The following is a 25,090-nucleotide window of genomic DNA, read 5'->3' as shown; positions in this document are numbered from 1 at the left end:
CAAGGCGCCAAGCGTAAGCGCGCCGAGCGGGAAGGGCTTCAGGGTGTCGCGAATCTCACGGAAACCGCGCAGTGATCCGAAAGGGCGAGACCGGGTGCCTTGTCATTCTGCGTCATGACCCGGAGGCTGTCGGGCAGAAGCCACGATCGGGCACTGCCCCCGATGATCACATGGTCGATGAAATACTCCCCACCCCGACAGGGGCTGGCGAAACCCGCCGTCGCAAGCACGGGTGCGTAGCCGCCGATCATCGCGGCATAATAGGGGTCGGCCAGAGTCAGGCGTCTGTTGAAGTCGCCAAGCAGGAGATAGGGCACGTCCTCGTCCTCGCGCTCGGCGATCCAGTCGGACAGCAACGCGATCTGTTGGCGAAGGACAGGGCAGGCATGGCCTCTTTCGCTCCACCGGCGCTCCCAGCAACCCGATTTGAGATGGACGACAAGAACACGCAGCGTCGTCTTGCCGTCCGTTACGACCAGATCGAGCCCAGGCCGCAGGCGATGGCCGCCGGGTGAGGGGTTCTGCCCGAGCGCCGTGAGCTCCTCATGCGCGATCGCGTGCCACGGATGCCTCAGAACGAGGGCGACATTCTGGACGATGGGCGCGCGGGAGAGCACGATGGCGTACTCGCCGGGCGGGAAGATCTTGCGGAGCGGTGCGCTGCCGTCCGTCTCCTGCAAGGCGATGAGATCGGCATCCAGATGCCGTATCAGTCGCGCGAAGCCTTCGAAATCGGCCTGACCTCTCTTCGGGCGACGGGAAGGAAGATCCGGGTCCCCGTCAGGCCGCAGTGTCAGCCAGTCCATGTTCCAGGTCGCGACCTTGAGCGGACGTGCAGACGCCGTCTGGACGCAGGCCCAGACGGCGAGAAGAAGACCGAGAAGGAGATCAGGCCGTAACGCCGATCTCGTGCAGGACATCGCTGACCGTGCGGACCTTGCGGCTCTGTTCGTCGATCACGACGACCTGGCCTGTTCCGATATCGTAGAACCATCCCTGAAGGGCGATTTCGCCCGCGGCGATCGCGCCGACCACGGCAGGATGGGTGCGGAGATGGGCAAGCTGCAGCAGGACGTTCTGCTGCGCGAGTTCGCGCACGGTATCCGGTCCCGCATCCTCTGCCTTGAGCGGGCCGAGCGCAGCCTTGGCCGCCTCGGCATTGCGCAGCCAGCGCGTCACCGTCGGCATTGTGTCGAATTTCGGGTTCCCGAGATCGCACAGGGCACCCATGGCGCCGCAATTCGAGTGACCGCAGACGACGATATGCTTCACCTTCAGAACCAGAACGGCATACTCGATCGCCGAGGATACGGCACCCAGCATCTCGCCATGGGGGGGCACGATGTTTCCGACATTGCGCACGATGAACAGCTCACCCGGTTTTGTCTGGGTGATCATGTTCGGGTTGATGCGGCTGTCAGAGCAGGTGATGAAGAGCGTGGAGGGAGATTGCGCTTCCGCCAGACTCTTGAAGAGCTCCTGATGCTCTTCGTACACTTCCTCGTCGAAATGCTGGACGCCCTTGAGGAGGGCAATCAGGCTCTTCTCGATTTCACTTTTCATCGTGACCTCATCTGAAAGACGCTGCGGCACACTCAGGATTTTGTGCCACAGCTGGAACTCAGATTACTTCGATGCCGTGGATTTGATTTTGTGTCTATCGTCCATCAGCCCGGAACAATCTTTGTCATGAATGGGCTCGGCGACGGCAGGAGCCACACGCGAGGAACGCTTGTCCGCGCGACCCGTTCATGCCCCGGCCTCGCGCAGGAGGATGACGGCGCCGTCGCCCTCCCCGGCGAGACGATCCTCCGGATTGACGAGGGGACAGTCGGCGCGTGAGAGGCATCCGCAGCCGATACAGCGATCCAGATGATCCCTCAGCCCCGTCAGCCCCCTGATCCGCGCGTCGAGCGTTTCGGTCCATGAGGCGACCATCGCCTTCACGTCCTCGGGAGTCACGGGGCCGGAGGCGGGCAGGCGCCCGAGAAGCACCTTTATCTCGGCTAGCGGCAGACCGAGCTTCTGTGAGACCCGTATGAGCGCGACGCGACGCAGCACGTCCCGTGCAAAGCGTCTCTGGTTCCCATTCGTGCGGATCGAGGCGATGAGGCCCTTGTTCTCGTAGAAATGCAGGGCAGAAACCGCCACGCCGGACCGGCGGGAAACCTCGCCGATCGAAAGACAGGATGCCGGACGGTTCATGCAGCGCTCCCTGCCGATGTCTTCCTGGCGTCGTCCCGGTTATCGGGCTGTTGACCTCAACCAAGGTTGAGGTTCTATACCGGCGATCGGCCTTTCATTGCAAGGGTCCCCGGTGCGCCGCACCGGGTCTCGTTTCATGACGGTCCCCGGGTGCAGTCTGCCGCTTCCGGGACCGCAGCGCACGGATGGCGCGTCATTTGCAGGAGGAACGATCATGACCGATCATGTCGATATCGGACAGGACAACAGTGAGAGCGGAACGCGACGCAGGGTCGCTCTGGTCAGTGGCGCCAACAGGGGAATCGGGCTCGCGATCGCGACGGCCCTGGCCGAGGCCGGACTGACCGTACTCCTCGGAACGAGACAACTCGAGAACGGCGAACGTGTCTGCGCGCCGCTGAGGCAAAGCGGTCGGGATATCCGGCCGGTCCAGCTCGATACGACGGATTCCTCGAGTGTCGAGGCGCTTTGCGCCTTGGTGGCCGGCGAATGGGGACTGCTCGACGTTCTGGTCAATAATGCCGGAATCAGCCTCGATCATGCGCCCGGGATGAGTCTCGCGGAACGCATGGAAAGCACCATGCAGCTCAATGTCGTCGGCACGTTGCGGCTGATCGAGGGGATGCTTCCGCTGCTCGAGCAGGGCGATCACCCGTGTATCGTCAATATCTCTTCCGAGCTTGCGTCTTTCGGTCTGCGCGCTGACGCAAGCTGGCCCTATGCGGAATTCGCCCTGCCTGCCTATCAGGCATCGAAAGCGGCCCTGAATGCCCTGACTCTGAGCCTCGCCAGAACGCTCGGTCCGGCGGGTATCAGGGTGAATGCCGTATGCCCGGGCTATACCGAGACCGATGCGACGCGCGACGCACCGGTAAAGCCCACGCGCAGTCCCGTCGAAGCGGCCAGGGTTGCGGTGAGGCTGGCGCTGGATATGTCCCCGGACACGACCGGCACTTTCTCGAATGAAAATGGTCCGCTCCCCTGGTGATGGAACGGACGCCGCGCGCCGGACGATCACCCCGTCCGGAGACGGATCATGCGTCTATGCCGGATCCGGCCGGATCCGGGGATACCCTCATCCGGCGCCGGTTCGCGTCATGAGTCCGGTCCGCACATCACGGCGCGTCCAGGATCCGGATGATGCGCATGAGTGGCGCGTTCGCTCCGAACGCGGGATGTCCGGAACCCGCCCCCCGGAGGCTGGGGGGCGGGGGCAGGATAGTCCGCCGGAACCAGCGGCGCGTCAGGCCGACAGGGCGGCCCTGATCGCTGCGAACACGGCGTCGGCCTTAGGCTCGGGGCCACCGGCCTGGGCCATGTCCGGCCGTCCGCCGCCGCCCTTGCCGCCCATTTCCGCGCTTGCGAGCCGGACCAGATCGACAGCGTTAAAGCGCTCCGTCAGATCCTTGCTGACCGCGACGACGACGCTTCCCTTGCCATCTGCGGTAGAAATCAGGGCGACCACGCCACTGCCGATCTGGCGGGTGATGGCTTCCGCCATGTTCTTGAGTTCACGCGGCGCCACATCGCCGAGATCGCGCGGAATGAACGTGACGCCATTGACGGATTCGCTCGCCGCATCCGCCTGCCCAGTAGCGAGACGTTTCTGGAGTTCGGAGATCTGTCGCTCGAGGCTTCGCTTTTCCTCGACGAGCGCGGCAAGTCGATCCGGCGCTTCCGATACGGTGGCCTTGAGCAGCTCGGCCATTCGGCGCAGCCGTTCCTCGGTTTCGATGGCGAGGCGGTCGGCAGCGATGCCGCAAACGGCCTCGATACGGCGTATCCCGGCCGAAACACCGCTTTCGGACACGATGCGGAAGGGGCCGATCTCGCCCGTACGGTTCACATGGGTGCCGCCGCACAGCTCGATCGAATAGGCAACGCGTCCCTCGTCGCCGCGGCCCATGGTCACCACCCTGACCTCATCGCCGTATTTCTCTCCGAAGAGCGCCATGGCGCCTTCGGCCACGGCGGTCTCCGGAGTCATGATGCGCGTCTCGACTGCCGAGTTCTCCCGGATCCGGGCATTCACCTCCTGCTCGACAAGGGCGAGTTCCTCTGCCGTGATCGGTCTCGGCTGCGAGACATCGAAGCGCAGCCGATCCGGGGCGTTGAGGCTCCCTTTCTGCGCGACATGCTCGCCGAGGTGACGGCGGAGCGATTCGTGCAGGAGATGCGTGGCCGAGTGATGGCCGCGAACCGCCTGCCGACGGGCGTGATCGACTTCTGCTGTGACCGACAGGCCCCGGCGAAGCGTGCCCTCGACGATACGCCCGTAATGGACGATCAGATCACCGTTGCGCTTTTGCGTATCGTGGATCTCGACCTTGAGATCGTCAGCGAACAGGACGCCGCGATCGCCGACCTGCCCGCCGCTTTCTCCGTAGAACGGAGTCTGGTTGAGGAGGATCGCCACCTCGTCTCCCGGTCCCGCCGTTTCGACCTCGGCGCCGTCGCGGGCGATCAGCAGGATCTCGGCATCGGTCTTCTCTGAGACGTAACCCAGGAATTCCGATGCGCCGAGCCGCTCGCGGGCATCGAACCAGATCGTCTCGGCAGCGGAGTCACCCGACCCGACCCAGGCCGCGCGCGCGCGGGCACGCTGCTCTGCCATGGCGCCTTCGAAGCCGTCCACGTCGACCGTACGTCCCTGCTCGCGCAGGGCGTCCTGCGTCAGGTCGAGAGGAAAGCCGAACGTGTCGTATAGCTTGAACGCCACCGCGCCGGGCAGTGCGCCGCCTTCGGGAACGCGCGCGGTCTCGTCCTCGAGAAGCGACATGCCGCGCTCCAGAAGGGCGGTGAAGCGCTCTTCCTCGCCCCGCATGGTCTCGGCGATCAGGGACTGGTGCTGCACCAGTTCGGGATAGGCAGAACCCATCTGGCGGATGAGTGCAGGGAGCAGACGATAGAAAACCGGCTCTGAGGCCCCCAGACGCTGAAGATGGCGCATGGCGCGTCGCATGATGCGTCTCAGCACATAGCCGCGGCCGTCCTTTGCGGGCAGGACGCCATCCGCGATCAGAAAGGCGCTCGAACGCAGATGATCGGCGACCACACGATGGCTGGCGCGCAGCGGACCATCCGGGTCGGTGCTGAGCGCGTCGGCAGTCGCCTCGACAAGGCTGCGCAGCACGTCGGTGTCATAAACGTCCCGCTTGCCCTGCATGACCGCCGCAAAGCGCTCGAGACCCATGCCCGTATCGATCGAGGGGCGCGGCAGGGGCGTGCGCGTGCCGGGCGGATTCTCGAAATACTGCATGAAGACGAGATTCCAGATCTCGACGAAGCGGTCTCCGTCTTCTTCGGGCGAGCCGGGCGGACCGCCCCAGACATCGGGACCATGATCGAAGAAGATCTCGGAGCAGGGACCGCACGGGCCCGTGTCGCCCATACGCCAGAAATTGTCCGAGGTCGGGATACGGATGATCTTTTCCTCGGGCAGACCTGCGATCTTGCGCCACAGTTCCGCGGCTTCCTCGTCTTCCGAATAGACGGTCGCGAGGAGCTTCTCCTTCGGCAGACCGTAGCCCTTCGTCAGGAGTGTCCAGGCGAATTCGATCGCTTCGGCCTTGAAATAGTCTCCGAACGAGAAATTGCCGAGCATCTCGAAAAAGGTCAGATGACGGGCCGTATATCCCACATTGTCCAGATCGTTGTGCTTGCCACCGGCGCGCACGACCTTCTGGGCTGTGGTGGCACGACTGTAGGGACGTGTTTCCTGTCCGGTGAACACGTTCTTGAACGGCACCATCCCGGCATTGGTAAAGAGCAGGGTCGGATCGTTCTGCGGGACCAGAGAGGCAGAGGGCACGATCCTGTGTCCGTTCTCTCCGAAATACTCCAGAAACGCGCTGCGCAGCTCATTGGTGGTGGTGTTGTGGAGTTTTGTGGTCATGGCCCGAGCGAAAGATCCCGATTGCGGCGTTGAGATGGCATCTCCACTAGAGCAAAGAGGCTCCGAAGGAAATGTTTTGCGCGTGTGCCGATCAGGATTCCAGATCGCGATCCTGTTCCGTGACGTGCAGATCCGTGGTCATCCGTGCCAGTTCGAGAGGCGTTTCGGGGATCTTCGCGCGGAAAACGAGCTTGCGTGACAGGCTGAAATTGGCCGTCAGCCCCATGAGGGCGCCTGCAGCGAGAGGAAGCGCGACATGCCGGGCACAGAACGGAACCGTAAAGCAGAGCGCGTACACGGTTCCGCGATTGAGCAGGAATCCGAAACTGTTCGCGGCAAGAAAATGCAGCCATTGCAATACGGGGTGGCTGCGATTGGCAACATGACGGAATGTCCAGAGCTGGTTGAGACTCCAGTTGATCGTCGCGACGGCGAAATACGAAACGAGCGCTGCCGCCGTCAGGCCGAGTTCGGGTTCGAGCAGCCAGACGATCAGGATATCCCATACGAGACCCATCGCACCGATGGTCGCAAACCGCAGGAACTGTGCGGTCAGCTGATGCGGCGCGCGCGGGTAGAAAATGCGGTTTCTGCGCAAGAGGCTGCCTTTGTCCGGACATGAAGACTGGCCATCAGTTCGTAAGGGCTTCATCCCGTCTGTGCAAGAAGCGGGTCCCGGCCAGCCCCCGCCTTTTTCCCGGGGCAGATATGGGCTGGCCAGCTCTTGGAACCCAGCGGACATCGTTGCACTATCCTGGCCGGAGCCGGACAGGGCCAGAGTGAGACAGGCCCAATCTGAGATTGGCCCAACCCAGGACTGGCCCAACGTAGAACTGGCCCAGAGCAAGACAGGGAGAGAAGCATGACCGCACGTATCGCACTCGTCACGGGGGGAAGCCGCGGTATCGGCGCCGCGATCTGCCGGACGCTGGCAAGAGACGGCTTCGATATTGCCCTGACCTATTCCAGCAATGAGGAAAAGGCGCGTGAGACCAAGGATGCCGTCGAGGCTCTCGGGCGTCGTGCGCTCGTGATCCGCGCGGATGGCGCGAAAGCGGAAGAGAACCGTCACGCGGTCGAGGCGACGGTTGCGGCATTCGGGACGATCGACGCCCTCGTCTGCAATGCAGGCTGCTACCCCTATGGCACGATCGAGACGATGACGGATGAGGATATCGACCGCACGCTCGCGCTCAATCTTCGCGCGGTGATGGTGGAAACCGCAGCAGCGGTGCCGCATATGCGTCGGGGCGGCCGTCTGATCTATATGGGCTCCGCCTTCGGAGAGCGCGTCCCCCTCCCGGGCGTGTCTGTCTATGCCGCGACGAAAGCGGCGCTGATCGGCTTCGTTCGCGGTCTTGCGCGCGATCTCGGGCCGCAGGGCATTACCGCCAATGTGGTCCAGCCCGGTCCGATCGATACGGATCTCAACCCGAAAGACGGAGACAGCGCGGCGCTGATCGGCAGTTTCGTGGCGACCGGACATTACGGTGAGACTGCCGATATCGCCGAGGCCGTCTCCTATCTCGCCAGCGCGCGGGCCGGATACGTCACGGGCTCCACGCTGACCGTGGATGGAGGTCTTTGCGCCTGATCCGCTTCGGGCGGCCGCGTCTCGCGGCGCGGGGCCGGTCCGGGGCCGGAGCTCACATGCGGACCGGGTCCGGCCCGGACCGCTGGCTCCGGGCGCGATGCCACGAAACGAGGGCATATGAGGCGAGAAGGACGAGGCACAGATAGAGCCCCGCGGTCAGCCAGAGGCTGCGGCCGATGAAGAGGCCGATATAGGCGGTATCGACGACGATCCATAATGCCCAGCATTCGATGAATCGTCTTCCCGTCCATATCTGTCCGATCACGCTGAAGACGCTCAGCGTGGCATCGGTCACGGGTGCTGCATCGGATGTCCAGCGTGAGAGAGCCGTGGCGAGTGCCGCGCTCGCCACGACGCCGATACCGCAATCCCGGACCATGCGAAGCGGTCCTGCATGTCGGACGGTTATGCCGCTTTCATCCGTGTAAGCGCGTCTCCAGTCGTGCCACCCTTTCAGCACCGCAGCAGCGAAGACCAGTTGCAGCATCGCATCGGCGAAAAGCCGGGCACGGATGAAGACGCAGAGATACAAAAGCGCGGCCCCGAGCGACAGGGGAAAGCCCTCGACGCGGCGTCTCCCGGTCAGCCCTATACCGAGAAGCGTCAGCAGAACGGCGAGGGCCTCGACGGGGCTCATCCGGCGAAACGCCCTTTTCCGGGCGGCGCGTCCTGCCTATGCGCTTTTTGCGAGCGCGCTTCCCATCGCGCGATATGGTCGCAGGCGGCCCGACCGTCGGGCGATGAAAACCAGGCGGCATGGGCAATCAGGTAGTCCTCGAGAGCCGTCCGGGCATCGTCCTCTCGCCCGAGAAGCGTGTCGTAATACCAGATTTCCGAACAGGCGAAGGTTACATGGGCGAGCGGCAGCATGGTCGCGATCGCCTTGCAAAGACGTCCGGAAAGGGGCCAGAGCCGGTCGTAGCCGCTCAGGAAGGCATCGATCTGCTCCCATTCGACGCGATAGCTGCCCGCCTCGGGCGAGAGCCAGCCGAACATGCTGCGTTCGAGCGCGACCGCGATGTCGAAAGGGCGGGTGGTGCGATCGGCCATACCGAAATCGAACGGGCAGGGCGCAACGATATCCGCATCGGGATGCGGCGCGGCATCCGTGCCACCGCCTGCGATTTCATCCGGCCAGATCAGGTTCGAGCCGTGCCAGTCTCCATGCCCCCACAGGGAAGGGAAGGAATCGGGCTTTTGCGCCGCGCGGTGGAGATGGGGCGCGAGCGCCGCGAGCCAGCGCCCGTGCGGATCGTGTCTGTCGAGCGCGCCCTCGAGGGCCGGTTGGGCGGCGACCCAGCGCCGGAGCGCGCTCTCGGGCTGGGTCCCCAGAAGCGGTGCGAGCGCCGAGACGAGTGGCGTATCTGCCCTGTCCGGCGCCTCGAAGCCGGTCGCGGCATCGTGGTACCGTGCCAGAGCCTGTCCGGCGGCACGCGCCTGCGCGACCGAGAAATAGGGATCCCACGACATGCGATCCCGATAGAGATCCCGACCGGAAAGACGCGGAAAAGCCTCGTACACCCAAGGGTCCTCGCACGTGACATCCTCTCCATTCGCGAGCGCAAGGGGGAGGGCGACCGGAAGCCCTCTGCCGTGAAGGTGACGGATCAGGGCATGTTCGGTCTGCAATGTCTCCCTGCTGCGCAAGCCATGATGATGGCGCTTGACGATCACGTCGGGCGCCCCTTGCCTTACGATCAGCGCCGCTGCGGAAAACGGTCTTTCGCTGTGCCAGAACGGCGCGGTCTTATCGCAGGACGGCGAGGGATGCCGGTCGCCGGTGGCGGCGGAGTCCGGAGATGCGGGAGCGAGTACCGATGCGATTTCCTGTTCCGTCAGGGCGGGCCAGTCGCGTTCGGCATGTTTCTTCCAGAGGCCGAACTGACCGGGTGCGTCGTGATCTCCGGCGTTTTCCATCAGAATCCCGTAGCGAAGGTTGCCAGCGCGGAGAACCCGCCGCCGACATAATAATCGGGCGCGGAGCCGGCAATGAGGGTTCCGTATCGTCCTGCGGTATCCCGTGCGTTCAGGGTCGGGTCCGCAACGCCCGACAGGAAATGCTCGTTGGTCAGATTGATGAGGTTGAGGCGGATCGACGGGGCTTTCATCCTGCCTCGGGACGAGAACCGGTATCCCAGACTGAGATCTCCCGTCGTCCTGTCGCTGATGCGTTCATCGTTCGTGAACGTGGCATATTGACGCCCGGTATAATGCAGGGATGCGAAACCGAAGATATGCCCGTCATCATAGGCGAGACCCGCCGAGGCCTGAAGCGCGGGGCTTCTGACGGCCCTTTTGCCCGCAGTGGGAAGGAGATCGCCATTAGCCGCGATATCGTTGTCGATCGTCGCATGGAGATATTCACCCGACAGGTAGGGGGCGAAATGATGCCACGGGCGAAGCCCGAGTTCGACGTCCAGACCGCGCGATGTCTGCCCACCCGCATTGATGGTGGACTGGACCGGAACGGCATTGACGGGGACGAGGGTGGTAATCTGTCTGTTGGTGAAATTGTAGTTGAAGAACGTGATGCTCCCCGTCACGCGGGGACCGGCATAACGGTAACCGATCTCCTCGGAGATGGAGTATTCGTTCTTCAGGTTCGATTTCCCCTCGATCTCGGGGGCTCCGCTCGTCGGATCGTAAAGGTTGTAGAAGGCCGTCAGGGAGGGCGCGCGGAAATTCGTCGTCGCGTTCATGAAGATCTGATGGCGCGATGCGATCTGGTAGCGCAGCCCGAAACGGGGCAGGGGCGCCGTGCCGTTGCTGCCGACATGGTATTGCGGGCCGGGAAGGGCGTTCGTGCCGTCACGGTTGATCATGACCTCCCTGAAGCCGAATGACAGCAGGAGCCGGTCGGACAGGAAATGCATCCTGTCACCGATGAACAGGGCATTCGTCATGCTGACGGTGTGATTGTCGCCTGCAAGGAAACGCGTCCCGTCATCCAGCCGGATGAAGCCGCGTTGTCCGTTGCCCCAGATATTCGGCGCATCTCCCCCGGGTGAGACGGGAGAAAAGGACTGCACCTCGTGATCGTCTCCATAATCGAACCAGTATCCCAGGATCAGCTCGTTCCAGCGCGTTTTCCAGGCCAGTTCGGAGGTAAAGCCCGAGCGATAGCTGCGCTGGGTATAGTTGGCGCGCACGAGTGCCTGACCGTCTTCCCCCGGCCGGAGCGGAAGGGACTGGTCGAGTTGCGAAGTTCCGAGCCACAGCCCCTCGACCGGAAGCGTCGAGCCACCGGGCACATTGCCGTAGGCGCCCTGCGCATAGGCCGTCGTCGTCAGGGTGAGACGATCGGCGAGGCGTAACGACACGGGCAGACCGAGATAGAGCGTGCGCTCCGGTTGTCGCCAGAGACGATAATACGAGGTGGCCCGGGTCGTGTCCGAACGGTCGAAATGCGCGGCGAGGACGTTGTCGCCCCCGATGCCCGCCATGCGGAACGCGTCTTTCGTCAGCTGCGGATAATAGCCGGTCACGGTGCTGTTCCAGCTGCCGACGAACCCGATCTGCGACGAGTCGCCTATCGGGCGCACGAGTTTGAAGTCCACATGATGGCGCTGATTGCCGCCGGGGCCGCGCCAGTTATGCGCTCCCGTATGGGAATAGGAGACGAAGCCGCGCAGTCCCGTACGGGCGATCGTGCCCGTATCGAGCCGGAGGAACTGCCGGTTGGTTCCATAGGATCCGTAGGATGCCGAGACCATGCCGCCGAACTCCCGGGCGGGATCGCGGAACCGGAGGGACATGAGACCGCCCGCCGCGTTCAGCACCGGGGAATCCAGATCGGCTGCACCTTGGGCGAGCGCGATGCTGCGATAGTTCTCGCTATCCGCGAACTGGCTGGGATATCCCGAGTAATAAGCGAGGTCGTTCATCGGCATGCCCTCGAGAACATAGCCGATGGCGTCTCCACCGAGACCGCGGACGGAAATCGTGGTTTGCGGAGAGAGCCCCATCGGATCGGACGCGGCGACATTCGCCCCCGGGAGCAGTGCGCTCAGCTGATAGGCCGTTGAGATCGGCGCCTGGGTTGCGATGAAATGGGCATCGACGACGCTGACAGCTTTCGTCCCGTGCTCCGGCCTTATCAGACCGCCGCCAGGTTCCGCATCGCGGGCCTGCACCACGATATGCTCCACCGGCCTGTCGTGGCCGGGGTGTTTCCCGACTCCGGTTTCCGCCCATGCAACCGGTTGAAGCGGCAGGGATGCTGCAAGCAACAGCGCCCCCCGGAGAAAGGAGCATTTCGGGCGATCCTTGTCCGATCGGCAATCGGTCAGGCGGAGGGGAAGACGCTGGGTGTTTGGCATGAAAAAGAGATACGATCCGGACGAGTAAGGCGCGGGCGGACGGACCCGGTATGCGTGCAGGTCTCATATTGCAATCGTTATCACAACGATTTTCCTTCTCTTCCCGGGGAGGGATCGGGATCTGGCACGGAACAGGAAGAGCGCCGAGGGTATTCTGGGCGAGCCGGGGTCATGTCTGCTATCATCGGTGCGGATCGAAGGAGAACGGGCGAGACGATGCTTGCGACGATGAAGGATCATATGGGCGACTGGGTCGTCAAAGCGGAAAACGACGCGGCGCCCCATCGCATGACGGAACACGATTATGCGCGGCTGGCGGATCTCGTCACGGAGCAGGTGGGGCGCTCCGGGGATGAGGCGCGCGAGGCCCTCGAGGCGGCCTTGTCAGGATGGCTCGTCCAGCGTCGCAAAGGCGAGAGACCCTCGGGATTTCAGGACAGCGATTACACGGTTCTGTTGCACTGCGTTCCCCGTTCCGGGGTCCTCTGCCCATCGGAAGCAGAGAGCACCGACGTCGTGGCGGTGTCCGGGGAAGCGGCGCCGCCCGTTCAGGAAACCGCTCCGCCTGAGATCGAACGCGAGGCGAGGATGGAGGCGCCGCTTGCGCCAATACCGTCCCATCTCGAGATGGCAGGGTTTCATCTGGCTTACGGGATCTGAACGCGCAAGAAGAAGTTCGTCAGATCCGGGCGTCGTCTGCGGGCGCCGGAACCCGCCTGCCTCGCGCGAGCAGGGCAGTGACGAGCACGAGTCCGGCAGCGGCACAAACCGCACCGAGCAGAAACATCGCACGATCGCCGAAACGATCGGATACGAGCCCTGCCACGGGGCCGCTCACCGCATAGGAGAGATCCTGGAATGCAGCGAACCCGCCGAGTGCGGTCGCGCGCATCGGCCCCGAGACGCGTTTCACGACTTCCACGCCCATGGACGGATAAAGGAGCGAGCAGCCGCTGCCCGTGAATACGGCGCCGAGCAAGGCGAGGGATGGAGATGGGGCAAAGGCGATGCAGATCTGACCTGCTGTCTCGATGGCCAGGGATACGAGGGCAACGCGCAGCCCGCCCAGACGGTCGGGAAGATGCCCGAAGAGGAGACGGCCCATCACGAAGGCCAGACCGAAACAGGTCAGACCGAGCCCGCCATGATGCCAGTGCCTGTGAAGGAAATAGACGGAAATGAAGGCGCCGAGCACCGCGAAGCCGACGCCCTGGAGGGCGATGACGCTCCCGTAGGGACGGATCAGCCCCAGAACCGGCCAGAAGCTGCTTCGCTCCCCGCTCACCAGCGGCCCTGCCGGAACGGAACGGATCAGTACGAAGCCGAGACAGGGCAGCGCCGCGCAGAGCGCCATCAGGGCGGAAAATCCGGATGCGTGATAGACAGCGAGCCCGATCGGGCCGCCCATGGCGAAGGCCCCGTACATCGCCGCACCGGTCCATGTCAGAACCGTGCCTGCCTTTTCGGGGCCGGAAAGGGCGATGCCCCAGCCATGCATCCCGACGAGGGTGTAGCTTTCACCGACGCCGAGGAGCAGCCGACCTGCAATCAGCACACAGAACGCCGCCACGGGCGGAACGATCGCAAGGCCCGGAAGCAGGCAAAGAAGACTGGCCAGAGCGTAGAGCGTCAGACCGATGCGCATGCTGATGCCGCCGCCACGACGATCGGCAAATCCCCCGGCGAGTGCGCGTGTCAGAATCGTGGAGACGAAGGCACATCCGACGGCAGTTCCGGCAAGGGCATTTCCGTAACCCGGCCAGCGTGTCACGAAGGCCGGTATGACCGAGAGCGGCATCGCCACCGAAAGATAGGACAGGAAGAGAGCCACAGTCAGTACGGCGAGGGAACGGGTTCCGCCCCCGGGAACGGCGTGCTCCTGCGTCTTAAAGGTCCTGTTCTGGCGCGCGATCATGACACGAAAAGTAATCTTCTGGCATCGTGAACACAAATAACGCTGCGGTGACAGGATCGGGCCTTCAGATCGGGACGGTCGGGCTGAACGCGTCTTGGTGGCCACGCGCGCAATGCAGATCGCGCCTTTCCACGATGGCGGTAGTCTCTCCTGTCGTCATCCGATGGACCTGCCATCCGATGGCCTTGTCATTTGATCGGCAGGGGCAGCGATGCCCTGCTTTCCAGCGCGCGAACCTCCGGGATTGTTTCCGACGACGCCGCGCCGTGACACCCGGCGCGCGCTCGCATCAGGAGCCCTGAGACGGCTCCCGATTTCCTTATGGACCCGGACCGGGGATCATCTGTTCCGGGGCAGCATCGAAGGGAGCACGACGGACGCACCGGGAAGGGGCAGCGATGACGCGGGCAGGGATAGCCGGGATCTGCCCGAAAGACGAGGCGCTGTCCGCCTGACATGACGGACGAGGAAATCGGAGCGGATCGCGCGGCTGATGCCCGAACCGGGGCGTATGGGTCATTCGCGGGAAGTCACGTTCCGCGAGGCGATCGACGCGGTGCGCTATCCGGTCCGCCCGGGCTGCGGCTGGCGGATGCTGCCAGTGCATTTCGGTCGCCGGCGCACGTGCAATGGCTGGTTATGGAAACTGGCGCGGCGTTTCCTGTTCCAGACCCTCCATGGCGTCGGACTTATGTTCGACCGGGCGTGGGCGGGGCGCGAAGTCAGCCCGACAGCCGGGGGGATCGACAGCCAGAGCGTCAAGGCGCCGCACCCCGAAACAAGGGGGAAACGATGCCCGCAGGAAGATCGCCCGGCTGCGAGCGCCATGGTGCCGTCGTTAGAGGCGGGCGTCTGCCGATGGTCAACCGGAGCCCGGCCGGTTTCTCCGATGGTGCCGGAGGCCGATGGAGTCCGAAGGCGATCCGCAAGCGCCGACCATCGATGAAGCACCTGTCTGACGTTCGCGTCCATGGCCGTTTCCCGCTGATGGCCAAGGCGTTTTACCTTGGTTTCGTCGTCGGAACCATCCGCCTCGGGGGGCGGAGCTAAGGGCTTCATGGTTATGCCCCATCGACGGGCCGTGGAGCGCAGTTTCGGCTGGGTGATCCGCTGGCGGCGCCTCGTGACAGACTACGAGCAGAGACTACGAGCGCCACAGTGACGTTTCAACGGCCGTGATCCTCGTCGCCACGGACGCCAATCTCACCCGAAAAAGCGCCTAGCTACGAGTTTCCAAACAGGCTCCGACCAAACGTCTTGCGCCTTTTGACCCCTTTGTCCTGATAGAAATGCGTCTCAATCAAAACTCGATTTTATAAAATACTCGTTTCTGAAATAGTAAAATCCACTGGAATTGTCATTTATCAAGTCTAATATTGCTTGCATTTCATTAATTGTTATCTGATGATTGACTGGTTCATCCCTGAAGTTGAAAATAAACACGAAATTCGAGGTGACGTGATTGAGCGGAATGACCTGATCGGTTCTATCTTCGTTATTCAGGAGTAGACCTATCCCTGCCAGTTCTTTGTCGGGAGAGATGATCATCGTCCCGATATCATTCGCGCTCCCGAGTTGTGAACTTCCTCCCAGAGTAATATATTCGTTCTTCCTTACTGTTAGGCTAGTATCGTGATCGTGCCAGGTCGTCTTCATGGTGCGATCCAGCCTCCTGCGGGAGGCGTCGTTGAACTGTGACAGGTTCGCATTTTTATATAAAGCCTGAGCACAATGCAGCAATCGCGCAGCTCCTTTGGGGTTCACGGCTCTATAACTATCGAAAGATAGATCGGCATGAACCCCATCCGAATGAGTTTTCCTATCCGCAAAAGAAGGGATATCCGGAAAATAACACTTTGTATTCTCTGCTTTCGATCGTGGTGCGCCGATGAAAAGAGATGATGATACGAGCAGAATTGAAATAATAAATTTCATCATTACTTCTCCAATACCTTTCGTGCATTTTTCAAATATCGACTGTCACTAGGGCCGAAGGACTTTATGTATTCTGATGCCCCATGTATATCCCCAGCATGAATTTTGTCAATCAGAGTTTGTCCCGGTATACCGCGTAGATATCCCGGTCCTCTCCTGAAACCGAGATCGACGATTACTGTTTGTAAGTTCGTGTTGAGCATGTGAAATGGGACTTCGGTAAATCTTTTGTTGTAATCTTTAATTATCTGATCGGAATGATGTTCATATACTTTGGCAGAAATCATTTCTGCTTCTTGGCGCGATAGTTTCAGCTTATGCTTATCGAGCCAATCCTGTGCAACTTGACCCAGAAGGCCTTTGCTGCCGGATTTGGGAGCAAATAGTTCATCCGGGAGTTTCTTCAGCAGGAAATCGGGGATGCCCATCGATTTCAGCTCGCTTTTGAGAAATTGACCCAGATCGATCCCATGCCCGATGGTAACTCCGGAATGAACGTCGGGGACGGGATGATTTACATTATGTCCGGTAACGGGGTCCTTGACATAATGATTCTGCTTGGGAACGTAACCGTCTAACGCAATGCCATGTGGGCCGTCCTCGTTCACATAGGTCCACTGATCTCGCTGAAGCGTTGGTGGTGCCTTCGGAGTGATAAGCTCCAGGATTTTCCCATAGACATCACGATGATGGACAATGTCGTCTTGATATTGCGCTAGGGTGCTGGCTGTGATCTCTGAATGAAAGGCTTGTTTGTGGATGGACGAAAGGTAGTCGCGAGCACGAGTCGAGTAGATCTGGGTTTTTCTCAGGGAATCCCAGCTGGCTTCCGTGCCGAGTTTTTGTTGTAGTGCAGATACTTCTGTCTCAGTCGCCGGGTCTCCGTAAGCGAGCTGGAACAGCTTACCAATATTGCTTCTGACCTCTGAGCTGCGGGCCATTCTGTTACGCACATCGGAGAGCGTTCTGCCGTTGGCCAGTTCCTCTCGATAGTGGCCGGATTCCTCGGCAGTCAGATCGCGATCCAAAGTGGCGTGAGCGGTCGCCTTGACAGCGTCGCGTCCTTCCCACGAGCCGGCAATGCCGCGAGTGATATTTGCTATGTCCGCTCCCTCGGCGAGGCGCTCCTGATAAAACTTGAATTGGAAGTCTGTAGGGTTCTTGATGCCCGCAATGCGTTCGAAGACGGCCTTGACAGCGTCACGGCCCTCCCATGAGTAGGCAATACTGCGGGTGATATCTGCTATGTCCGCTCCCTTGGCGAGACGCGCCTGATAAACCATGAACTGGAAGTCTGTAGGGTTCTTGATGCCCGCAGTGCGTTCATAGACGGCCTTGACAGCGTCGTGGCCCTCCCACGAATTGGCAATGCTGCGGGTGATATCTGCTATGTCCGCTCCCTTGGCGAGACGCGCCTGATAAACCATGAACTGGAAGTCTGTAGGGTTCTTGATGCCCGCAGTGCGTTCATAGACGGCCTTGACAGCGTCGTGGCCCTCCCACGAATTGGCAATGCTGCGGGTGATATCTGCTATGTCCGCTCCCTTGGCGAGACGCTCCTGATAAACCATGAACTGGAAGTCTGTAGGGCTCTTGATGCCCGCAGTGCGTTCATAAACGGCCTTGACAGCGTCGTGGCCCTCCCAAGAATTGGCAATGCTGCGGGTGATATCTGCTATGTCCGCTCCCTTGGCGAGGCGCTCCTGATAAACCATGAACTGGAAGTCTGTAGGGTTCTTGATGCCCGCAGTGCGTTCATAAACGGACTTGACTGCGTTTTTGCCAAAATCGGACCAGGCCAGGTTCGCTCGCGCTGTAGTGTAATCGCTGCCCGTTGCTATTGCATACTGTAACCATTTTACGTCCCCATCTCCGGCCTCTTTCCCCGAAACGTTGCGGAACATCTCTCGAATCTCACGAGCAGCTCGATCACCATGCGCTTCATTCCAGCGATAGTCCTGCACCGACCAGCCATTGCCAATCATGATCGCGGCATAGATCCTGTCGGCTTCCTGTATGGGAGTGCCATGAACTGCCTGAAAACATGCGTCGTATCCGCCGTGATCAGCAGTCCATCGAGCGAAATCCTGCCGGGTCTGTAGCATCGTTCGCTGACCAGTGCCGAGGCTGTCCTGCTTGCCGCGTATCCAGCTGGCATCCAATTCCCGATAGGGCCGCCCCTGCACAGTCGAGATCATGTCTTTCAGCTCTGAGGTGACACGATCGCTGTGTGCTTCGTTCCAGCGATAGTCCTGCATCGACCAGCCGTCGCCTATTCTGATGGCTGCGTAGTTCCTGTCGGCCTCCTCTATGGGAGTGCCATGGACTGCCTGAAAGCATGCGTCGTATCCGCCGTGATCAGCAGTCCATCGAGCGAAATCCTGCCGGGTCTGTAGCATGGTTCGCTGACCAGTGCCGAGGCTGTCCTGCCTGCTGCGCAGCCAGCTGGCATCGGATTCCCGATAGGGCCGCCCCTGTACAGTCGAGATCATGTCTTTCAGCTCTGAGGCAACACGATCGCTATGAGCTTCGTGCCAGCGATAATCCTGCATCGACCAGCCGTCAGCGGTCTTCATCGATCCATAGTCTATATCTTGCGGTGTTGCATCAAAGCCGTGGCTCTGTTTGAAAATCTCAGCAATCTTGTGCCGCGCCGCTTCACTATAGGCTGCGTCCCTACGAAATTGAGCGAACGTCTTCGATCCCTCGGCAAGTTTCACAGCCAAATTTTTGTGTTCGTCAGCGGTTAGATTGCGCCCCAGTAAGTCGTTTGAGACGGAATTACGCAATTCCTCGCCATACTGACTCGTGGCGATCTTATATCTTTGACGTTGTATGGATTGAGCGGGACTTTCGCCATGTTTCTTCACCGCCCCATGTATAACGTCCGCGAAATCTCTCATAACTTGAGGAGACAATGTCGTGCCAAGTATATCCTTGGCCCATTCGGGCCCCCGGCGCAGCCACACATCAACTGCGAAATTGGCGGCTTCTTTGGGCGTGAAACCGCCACCACCTATTGTCCCGCCAATACCTCCCGTGCCCCAGGACATCATCCCCGAGTTTGAGGCATCGGCATAGACAGCCTGATCGTAGGCCGCTGACGGGGTCGGTGAATAGACGCTGAAAGCAAATGACCGGGATCGTGCAGAATGTTCGTTTATCGAAACGGATTGCGGGATTTCTGACCCGTCTTCCCCAATCTTCGGCACGCCGAAATAGGCGCTGTCGTGATGGGCCGTATCCGTGAGACGGGCCGTCTGATTGCTGATGAACTTCAGGTCAGGGAGGGCGGTTGCGATACCTGAGGGCGTGTTGCCTTCCGTGTTGAGCGGTGAGCTCACCCGAACGAGAGAATCTGTGGCGCTGCCTGCGGGCGCAACCGATAGAACAGAGTCGTCAGTCCTGCCTGTCACCGCTCCGCTGCTCGGGAAAAGAACTGGAGATGCCACACGTGAAGTCAGATCTGCGAGCATAGCGCTTCGCGTCTGTAGAGCGTCGAGCTGCGCATTCGTATCGCCCATGATCACGCCGGGCGTATGAGCAAAATCTGCTTTGCGTTCACTGCCCTGGGCAAGAACGTTCTCGACAAGAGAGTCCGAGCCTCTACCGGTATAGGAAAGCGCATTTGCGCTCGTCAGAAGGTCTGACTTGTGCGTTTCGGGGAGGAGTGCAGGAAAGATCTCAGACATTTCGTAACCACATGTATCCCTATTGCTTTCCGCAACACGAATGCGATTCGAGATCTTTGTAAATCAGGAGGCCGATGACAAAAGATGTGCGTTGCCCGGTATTCCTTATTTTCCTTCACTATAAATCGTCAGAAATATCTAAAATCGTAGAGTCAGTTGCAGAAATATCACAATTTTTGACTGAGATAGAAGGTGATTTCTCTACCATATATAATATAGCTGACTTAGGAGACAGTTTTCCTGTATTTTGTATGTGAGGTCTATGCTGTGATGATGGCGTGGCATCCTCTCGATTGACCGGTCGGATGAAGTAGACCTCTCGCAGGGCGCAAAGGAGCCGACGTAGAGGGAAATGGCTCCGTATGTCCGGACAGGTTTCCGGGCTCTGCCACCAACATCGTGCAGTCTATACTATTCGTCGTGATGCGGTCAGACAGACGGCGCTGGGGCATCACGTCATGCCTCGCCGAGCCAGCATCCGCCCCTGTCCGAAGCATGGAAGCCACCTCCGCAGGAACGGGGTGTCGGGTCTGACCGGTCGGGAAGAAGGCGGATTGGCAACCATGCGCGCGACGACGGTCGGTAACGCGTTCGGCAAGACAGCGTATCGCCGGAGGCAGAAAGGACGATGAGATCTGTTTCGCGACAGGGGGAGGGGGTCTTGCGGGGCGGGAAGGATTTCGGGACTATCGGTAAGGACAGGATCGCTTCTTGGGGAAAAAACGCCTTGCTTTACGAAAAAGCACCGTGCTTCGATTACGGACTCAAGACATTCGAGCACGATCCCCTGATCCAGAACATCCGGGATTGCTTGTATATTCCGCGCATACCGGGACATTACGATCCGTATTTCGGCATCTATGACTGTTACGGAAGGCTCGTCTCCTCAGCCGGTCCGAGACGCGGATGGCCCAATCATGCTCTCGGTCAATCGGCAAGCTGCTGCGTGAGCCCGTCGCCCGAACATCCGAAAGCCCCCGAGGACATATATTACTACGGGGGCAATATCATGAACCATTTCGGGCATTTCATCACCGAGTGTCTGCCGAGATACTGGTGCTACAAGCAGAAATATGACGGCCTCAAAATCCTGGTTCATGCGGAGAAGACGCTGGATTATCTTTTTTCGCTCGAATGGCTTGCCGGTTTCTTCTCGCTTCTGGGCATAGACCGCAACGAACTGGTCGTCTTCAACAGGCCGACGCGTCTGCCGTCCCTGATCGTAGCGGGCACATCTTTCGAGGAAAATCACTTCGCTCATCGCACCTTTGCCCGTTTCTGCAACGAGCTGGGGGCAAGGCATCGGGAGGACCCGGGCGATGATCGCCCGCGCTATCTCACACGCGCCGGGTTCAGCAGTCAGATGCGGACAATCCTGGGAGAGGAGAATGTGGCGCGCGATATGGAACGGGCCGGCTTTCTGGTGGTCTCGCCGGAAAAACTGACGATCCCCCAGCAGACAGGATTGTTTTCCGCGAGCAGGCCCACTGTCGGATTTGTCGGATCGGCCTTTCATAACAGTATATTCTGCAAGGCGCCCATCGGGATCGCACTTTCCTGCAACGGAGACCATTCCTCCAATTTCTATCTGATGGACAAGGTCAACGATGCGCGGCTGGCTTATGTTCAAACGCCCGGGATCGTCAGCGAGGGCGCTGCGCCGGGACACCCGGCTCTCTATCGCATCAGGGACCCCGGGGCCGTTTCCGATTTCCTCATCGACCTGACCCGACGCCGGATATGGGAGGAAACGGAGGAAGAGCCGCATGGAGCGGTGGACGTCACGCAGTCCTTCCTGCTGAGAACCTGTCACGGGACATATCTGCATATCGACCGGCAGCTCGGGATCGTGTCCCATGGTGTCGCCGATGGGAGCAGGAAACTTCCCTTGGTCATGCATCCCGTCACGGGGAATCAGGCGGTGCTTACGACGCCGACGAAGGACTGCCTCACGATCGAGCGCGACAACAACCAGGGTCCCGAGCTGTTCTATCGTCTCGTCCGCAACGATAACGGTACGATTTCGCTGCGACATGGCTATACGGGCAGATATCTCAGCGCGATCACGGGTGACCAGATCATCTGCGACCGGCTCGCGGTCAAGGAATGGGAACAGTTTACACCCGAGCCTGTCCTGATGCGCCCCCGACTTTAACCGAACCGACATGGCCGGACGCATGACGGAATGATCGCCTTGCGTGAGAAGAATGCAGCGGCGTATCCGACAGGACGGTCCCGATATTCGCCTGTCTTTTCCGACCGCAGACGGAGCGCGCCAGGGGCAAGACCGTCATCGGGGATCTTCCCGGTCTCGCGCCACGCAGCAGGCCTCTTTCGGGACCTCGCAGGGAAGGATCTGATCGCCGATCGACACGGCTGCCGCGCTTCCCGGGTTCAGATTTTCAGGCGACGCTCGATACGCTCCGCCACCGAGAGGAGCGTCTGGTCCTTTCCGTTGCTGGCCGTCAGCATCAACCCGGCCGGAAGACCCTCCCATTGCATCGGAAGGGTGATCGCGCAGCCGTCGAAGAGATTTGCGAATGACGGATTGCGCAGGACGAGCCGGTTGTAGCGACCATAGGACACCTTGTCCTGACAGGCGCTTATCGCGGGGGGGAGGATCGGCACGGTCGGGCAGATCATCGCGTCGAAATCGCTCATCTCCGAGGCGAATTGTGCGCAAAGCTTCTGTCGCTCGATATAGAGGTCGCGCAGCGTCGCGACGGGAATGCTTTCGCCGACTTCGATCCGTTCGCGCACGCGGGGGTCGAACCGCTCCGGATGGAGAAGCAGATCGTCATGGAAAGTCAGATAGGATTCCGCCGCGACGATCTGTCCCTGAAGATTGAGCCCTGCCGCGGTTTCCAGCAGCGGCAGGGGGCGCCGGACGATCTCGATCCCCCCTTGCTCGAGATGTTTGAGGGCCGCTTCGAACACCGCAAGAACCTGTGAATCCGCATCGTCGCGCAGAATGGAGGTCGGGAGGAGGAGGCAGATCCGCCCCTCTTTTCTATCTCTCGCGATGAGGGAGGGCGCGCGGTCCATCGGGTTGTGCCCGGCCATGATGTGGTCGAGCAGGGCGCAGTCGCGAACGTCGCGGGCCATTGCACCGACGCTGTCGAAGCTCGGAGAGAGCGGAATCATGCCCTCGCGACTGATGCGCGACGCTGTGGGTTTGAAACCGGTCAGACCGTTGAAAGCTGCCGGGATACGACAGGACCCCCCCGTGTCGGAGCCTATGGCCGCAAGGGCCGCGCCGGTTGCGACCGAAACCGCCCCGCCCGAGCTGGATCCTCCCGGCACCGCGTCCTGCGTGTCCACGAGCGTATTGACGGGTTGGGGGCCATGCGGGTTGAGACCGAGGCCGGAATAGGCGAATTCGGTCATCTGCGTGTGACCGAGGAGAATGAATCCGGCTGCGCGCAGATGACCGATGGCCTTCGCATCAGATCCCGCCGGGGGGCGGTCCGCAAGGATGAGGGATCCGGCCCGGGTCACGTCGCCCGCAAGATCGAACAGACCCTTGATCGAGATCGGAAGCCCGGCGAGGGGAGACGCCTGATATCCCTTCGCGCGGATATGATCGGCGGCGTCGGCGTAGCGTCGGGCGCGATCGGCATTGAACGCCCCGTCATAGGCGGCGCGCGCGTTCCCGCATGTCTCGACCCGCTCGATACACATTTCCACGAGCGCCCTGCTCGTCGTTTCACCCCGTTCCAGACGTTCTGCCGCCTCACGCAGCGTGAAAGGAAGGGAGGGAGGAAGAGGGGTGAAGGAATCGGAAGCACCGGAACCACTCATGCGCGCGCGCCTTTCACGTCACTGCGTCATTCGGCAAATTGTTCTGCGATGATCCGCTCTGAAAGACCGTGATCGGGATCGAAGAGGATCGTCGCCTTGAGGCTCCTGTCCTCGTCCACGGTCACGCCGACCACGTCGCGCACCTCGAGGAAATCGGCCACGGCGGCGCAGGGCCTCTTGTCCTGTTCGAGCAGGGTGAAACGGACCGAAGCGGAGGAAGGAAGAAGCGCACCCCGCCAGCGCCGCGGGCGAAACGCGGAAATCGGCGTCAGGGGAAGCAGATTGGCCGTGAGGGGCACGATCGGCCCGTGGGCGGAGAGATTATAGGCGGTCGATCCCGCAGGGGTTGCCACGATGATACCGTCGCAGATCAGCTCGGGAAGGCGAACCCTGTTATCCACTTCGATCCGGATTTTCACAGCCTGACGTGTCTGACGGAACAGGAAGACGTCATTGAACGCGATCCCCTCATGCGCCGTCCCGTCCCGTCCTGTCGCCTTCATGCGCAAGGGGTGCAGCTCCGATGGCTGGGCCTTGGTCAGGCGGCTGATCAGATCCTGATCCGACACCGTATTGAGCAGAAAGCCGACCGATCCGCAGTTCAGGCCATAGACGGGAATACCGAACTGAATGACGCGATGGAGTACTTCGAGCAGAAAGCCGTCGCCGCCGAGGCATACGGCGACATCCGCGGTCTCGAGCGGGCAATCTCCGTATCGACCGATCAGTTTCTCCCGTGTCTGACGGGCAATATCGGTAGGCGCAGCGAGAAAGGCGATGCGCTCGGGCTTTTTCGGGAAGCATGAGGGCGTCTGCATCGGCGCGCTCATGCCGCGCCTGCCATGAGGAAGCGAGACCCGCCGGGCAGGAAGTTCAGGCCTCGGATCAGACGGTTCACCAATCGAGCCTCTTGAAAGAATAGGGTTTCGCTGCACCCTAGCGACCGTGCTCGCATGTCGCAACCTCACGCGTGACGCCCTCGAAGCCCGGAACGGCCATTAGCGACATGACGAACGATATGACGAACGACGTGACGAGGGGCCGGGCGGCCGATATCGCGACAGGCGCGCAGGAGTTGCGGCGCGCGGCGGCTGGCGGCATTAGGGAGAGCGATCGCGACCGTTCCCTCACGATACGGATCCGTCTCCCCATGCTCAGGACGCCCGCCTTGGAAACGAAGACCCAGAACCCTGCCACAGTGTTTCGCCCGTGCCGTATCGCCGTTCTCACGGTTTCCGACAGTCGTACGCTGGAGACGGATCGTTCGGGGGCGATCCTCGCCGCCCGTATCGAGGCGGCAGGGCACGATCTGGCCGCGCGGGATATCGTGCCCGATAGTGTCGAGCGCATCACGACCTGCCTGAAGGCCTGGATCGATGATCCGCAGATCGACGTGGTGATCACGACCGGAGGGACTGGCATCACGGGTCGGGACGTGACACCGGAAGCGTTTGCCGCTGTTATCGAGAAGGATATTCCGGGCTTCGGCGAGCTGTTCCGTATGCTGTCCTATGCAAAGATCGGCACGTCGACCATCCAGTCCAGAGCGATGGCCGGCGTGGCGGCAGGCACGTTCCTTTTCGCCCTTCCAGGATCCTCCGGGGCGGTGTGCGACGGTTGGGACGACATTCTCGTCCATCAGCTCGACAGCCGGCACAGCCCGTGCAATTTCGTGGAACTGATGCCGCGGCTTCGCGAACATGAACCCACGCGCCCTTGAACGGGATTTCCTGA

At 61.0% G+C, this 25,090-nt stretch carries 18 protein-coding genes and 1 pseudogene; 6 read left to right on the top strand and 13 right to left on the bottom strand.

Annotation, left to right across the window (positions count from 1 at the left end; all coding sequences use genetic code 11):
* Positions 1-38 precede the first annotated feature (38 nt).
* The 3 genes from SSA02_RS05760 to soxR all read right to left on the bottom strand — a co-directional run bounded on the left by SSA02_RS05760 (position 39) and on the right by soxR (position 2,205).
* Complete coding sequence (locus SSA02_RS05760) at positions 39-920, bottom strand: endonuclease/exonuclease/phosphatase family protein (RefSeq protein WP_147093026.1); 882 nt, start codon at positions 918-920, stop codon at positions 39-41.
* Entirely contained in the window at positions 889-1,563 is a 675-nt protein-coding gene (locus SSA02_RS05755; protein WP_147093024.1) for a carbonic anhydrase, read from the bottom strand. Before SSA02_RS05755 ends, SSA02_RS05760 begins: the two co-directional genes overlap by 32 nt.
* Positions 1,564-1,749: 186 nt before the next feature.
* Complete coding sequence (soxR, locus tag SSA02_RS05750; protein WP_147093023.1) at positions 1,750-2,205, bottom strand: redox-sensitive transcriptional activator SoxR; 456 nt, start codon at positions 2,203-2,205, stop codon at positions 1,750-1,752.
* 214 nt (positions 2,206-2,419) lie between these two features.
* On the opposite strand from soxR, the gene SSA02_RS05745 reads away from it, so the two are divergent.
* Positions 2,420-3,193: an SDR family NAD(P)-dependent oxidoreductase gene (locus SSA02_RS05745; protein WP_147093021.1), complete on the top strand. Its 774-nt coding sequence runs from the start codon at positions 2,420-2,422 to the stop codon at positions 3,191-3,193.
* A gap of 255 nt (positions 3,194-3,448) precedes the next feature.
* On the opposite strand, the gene alaS is transcribed toward SSA02_RS05745, so the two are convergent.
* Together alaS and SSA02_RS05735 are read right to left on the bottom strand one after the other, a co-directional pair.
* Entirely contained in the window at positions 3,449-6,100 is a 2,652-nt protein-coding gene (gene alaS / locus SSA02_RS05740) for an alanine--tRNA ligase (protein ID WP_147093019.1), read from the bottom strand.
* 91 nt (positions 6,101-6,191) lie between these two features.
* Positions 6,192-6,698, bottom strand: a complete 507-nt coding sequence (locus tag SSA02_RS05735; RefSeq protein ID WP_246103660.1) for a GtrA family protein — start codon at positions 6,696-6,698, stop codon at positions 6,192-6,194.
* A 264-nt stretch (positions 6,699-6,962) separates the two neighbouring features.
* On the opposite strand from SSA02_RS05735, the gene SSA02_RS05730 reads away from it, so the two are divergent.
* The gene (locus SSA02_RS05730) at positions 6,963-7,694 is read left to right on the top strand and encodes an SDR family oxidoreductase (RefSeq protein ID WP_147093015.1); all 732 of its coding nucleotides are present in this window, start codon (positions 6,963-6,965) and stop codon (positions 7,692-7,694) included.
* Between the two features lie 52 nt (positions 7,695-7,746).
* Here the strand turns inward: SSA02_RS05730 and pnuC are convergent, their stop codons facing one another.
* The 3 genes from pnuC to SSA02_RS05715 are packed head-to-tail and all read right to left on the bottom strand — an operon-like array spanning position 7,747 to position 12,013.
* Positions 7,747-8,331 (bottom strand): nicotinamide riboside transporter PnuC, encoded by a 585-nt coding sequence (gene pnuC / locus SSA02_RS05725; protein ID WP_147093013.1) that lies wholly within the window; start codon positions 8,329-8,331, stop codon positions 7,747-7,749.
* Positions 8,328-9,611, bottom strand: coding sequence for a phosphotransferase enzyme family protein (locus SSA02_RS05720; RefSeq protein WP_147093010.1), 1,284 nt, complete (start codon positions 9,609-9,611; stop codon positions 8,328-8,330). The genes pnuC and SSA02_RS05720 overlap by 4 nt, the downstream gene beginning before the upstream one ends.
* Positions 9,611-12,013 (bottom strand): TonB-dependent receptor, encoded by a 2,403-nt coding sequence (locus SSA02_RS05715; protein ID WP_147093009.1) that lies wholly within the window; start codon positions 12,011-12,013, stop codon positions 9,611-9,613. The genes SSA02_RS05720 and SSA02_RS05715 overlap by 1 nt, the downstream gene beginning before the upstream one ends.
* Positions 12,014-12,184: 171 nt before the next feature.
* Between SSA02_RS05715 and SSA02_RS05710 the strand changes: the two genes are divergently transcribed.
* The gene (locus SSA02_RS05710) at positions 12,185-12,673 is read left to right on the top strand and encodes a hypothetical protein (protein ID WP_147093007.1); all 489 of its coding nucleotides are present in this window, start codon (positions 12,185-12,187) and stop codon (positions 12,671-12,673) included.
* Between the two features lie 19 nt (positions 12,674-12,692).
* Here the strand turns inward: SSA02_RS05710 and SSA02_RS05705 are convergent, their stop codons facing one another.
* Positions 12,693-13,928: an arabinose transporter gene (locus SSA02_RS05705; RefSeq protein WP_147093005.1), complete on the bottom strand. Its 1,236-nt coding sequence runs from the start codon at positions 13,926-13,928 to the stop codon at positions 12,693-12,695.
* Between the two features lie 429 nt (positions 13,929-14,357).
* On the opposite strand from SSA02_RS05705, the pseudogene SSA02_RS05700 reads away from it, so the two are divergent.
* Positions 14,358-15,151, top strand: a pseudogene (locus SSA02_RS05700) (transposase); the annotation flags it as partial.
* A gap of 73 nt (positions 15,152-15,224) precedes the next feature.
* Here the strand turns inward: SSA02_RS05700 and SSA02_RS05695 are convergent.
* Both SSA02_RS05695 and SSA02_RS05690 read right to left on the bottom strand, forming a co-directional pair.
* Positions 15,225-15,866 carry a hypothetical protein gene (locus tag SSA02_RS05695; RefSeq protein WP_147093003.1) on the bottom strand — a complete coding sequence of 214 codons (642 nt, stop codon included), beginning with the start codon at positions 15,864-15,866 and terminating at the stop codon, positions 15,225-15,227.
* Positions 15,866-19,555: a pesticin C-terminus-like muramidase gene (locus tag SSA02_RS05690; RefSeq protein ID WP_147093001.1), complete on the bottom strand. Its 3,690-nt coding sequence runs from the start codon at positions 19,553-19,555 to the stop codon at positions 15,866-15,868. The genes SSA02_RS05695 and SSA02_RS05690 overlap by 1 nt, the downstream gene beginning before the upstream one ends.
* A gap of 727 nt (positions 19,556-20,282) precedes the next feature.
* On the opposite strand from SSA02_RS05690, the gene SSA02_RS05685 reads away from it, so the two are divergent.
* The gene (locus SSA02_RS05685) at positions 20,283-21,710 is read left to right on the top strand and encodes a glycosyltransferase 61 family protein (protein ID WP_186807692.1); all 1,428 of its coding nucleotides are present in this window, start codon (positions 20,283-20,285) and stop codon (positions 21,708-21,710) included.
* Between the two features lie 239 nt (positions 21,711-21,949).
* Here the strand turns inward: SSA02_RS05685 and SSA02_RS05680 are convergent, their stop codons facing one another.
* A complete protein-coding gene (locus SSA02_RS05680; protein WP_147092998.1) occupies positions 21,950-23,356 on the bottom strand; it encodes an amidase in 1,407 nt (468 codons plus the stop codon).
* Positions 23,357-23,382: 26 nt separating this feature from the next.
* Positions 23,383-24,186 carry an NAD kinase gene (locus SSA02_RS05675; protein ID WP_147092997.1) on the bottom strand — a complete coding sequence of 268 codons (804 nt, stop codon included), beginning with the start codon at positions 24,184-24,186 and terminating at the stop codon, positions 23,383-23,385.
* A 320-nt stretch (positions 24,187-24,506) separates the two neighbouring features.
* On the opposite strand from SSA02_RS05675, the gene moaB reads away from it, so the two are divergent.
* Entirely contained in the window at positions 24,507-25,076 is a 570-nt protein-coding gene (moaB, locus tag SSA02_RS05670) for a molybdenum cofactor biosynthesis protein B (protein WP_147093387.1), read from the top strand.
* Positions 25,077-25,090: the final 14 nt, after the last annotated feature.

This window comes from Swaminathania salitolerans, assembly GCF_007988945.1.
GTDB lineage: Bacteria > Pseudomonadota > Alphaproteobacteria > Acetobacterales > Acetobacteraceae > Swaminathania > Swaminathania salitolerans.
The sequence above is the reverse complement of the archived record's forward strand: the minus strand, read 5'-3'. Positions and strand labels throughout refer to the sequence as shown.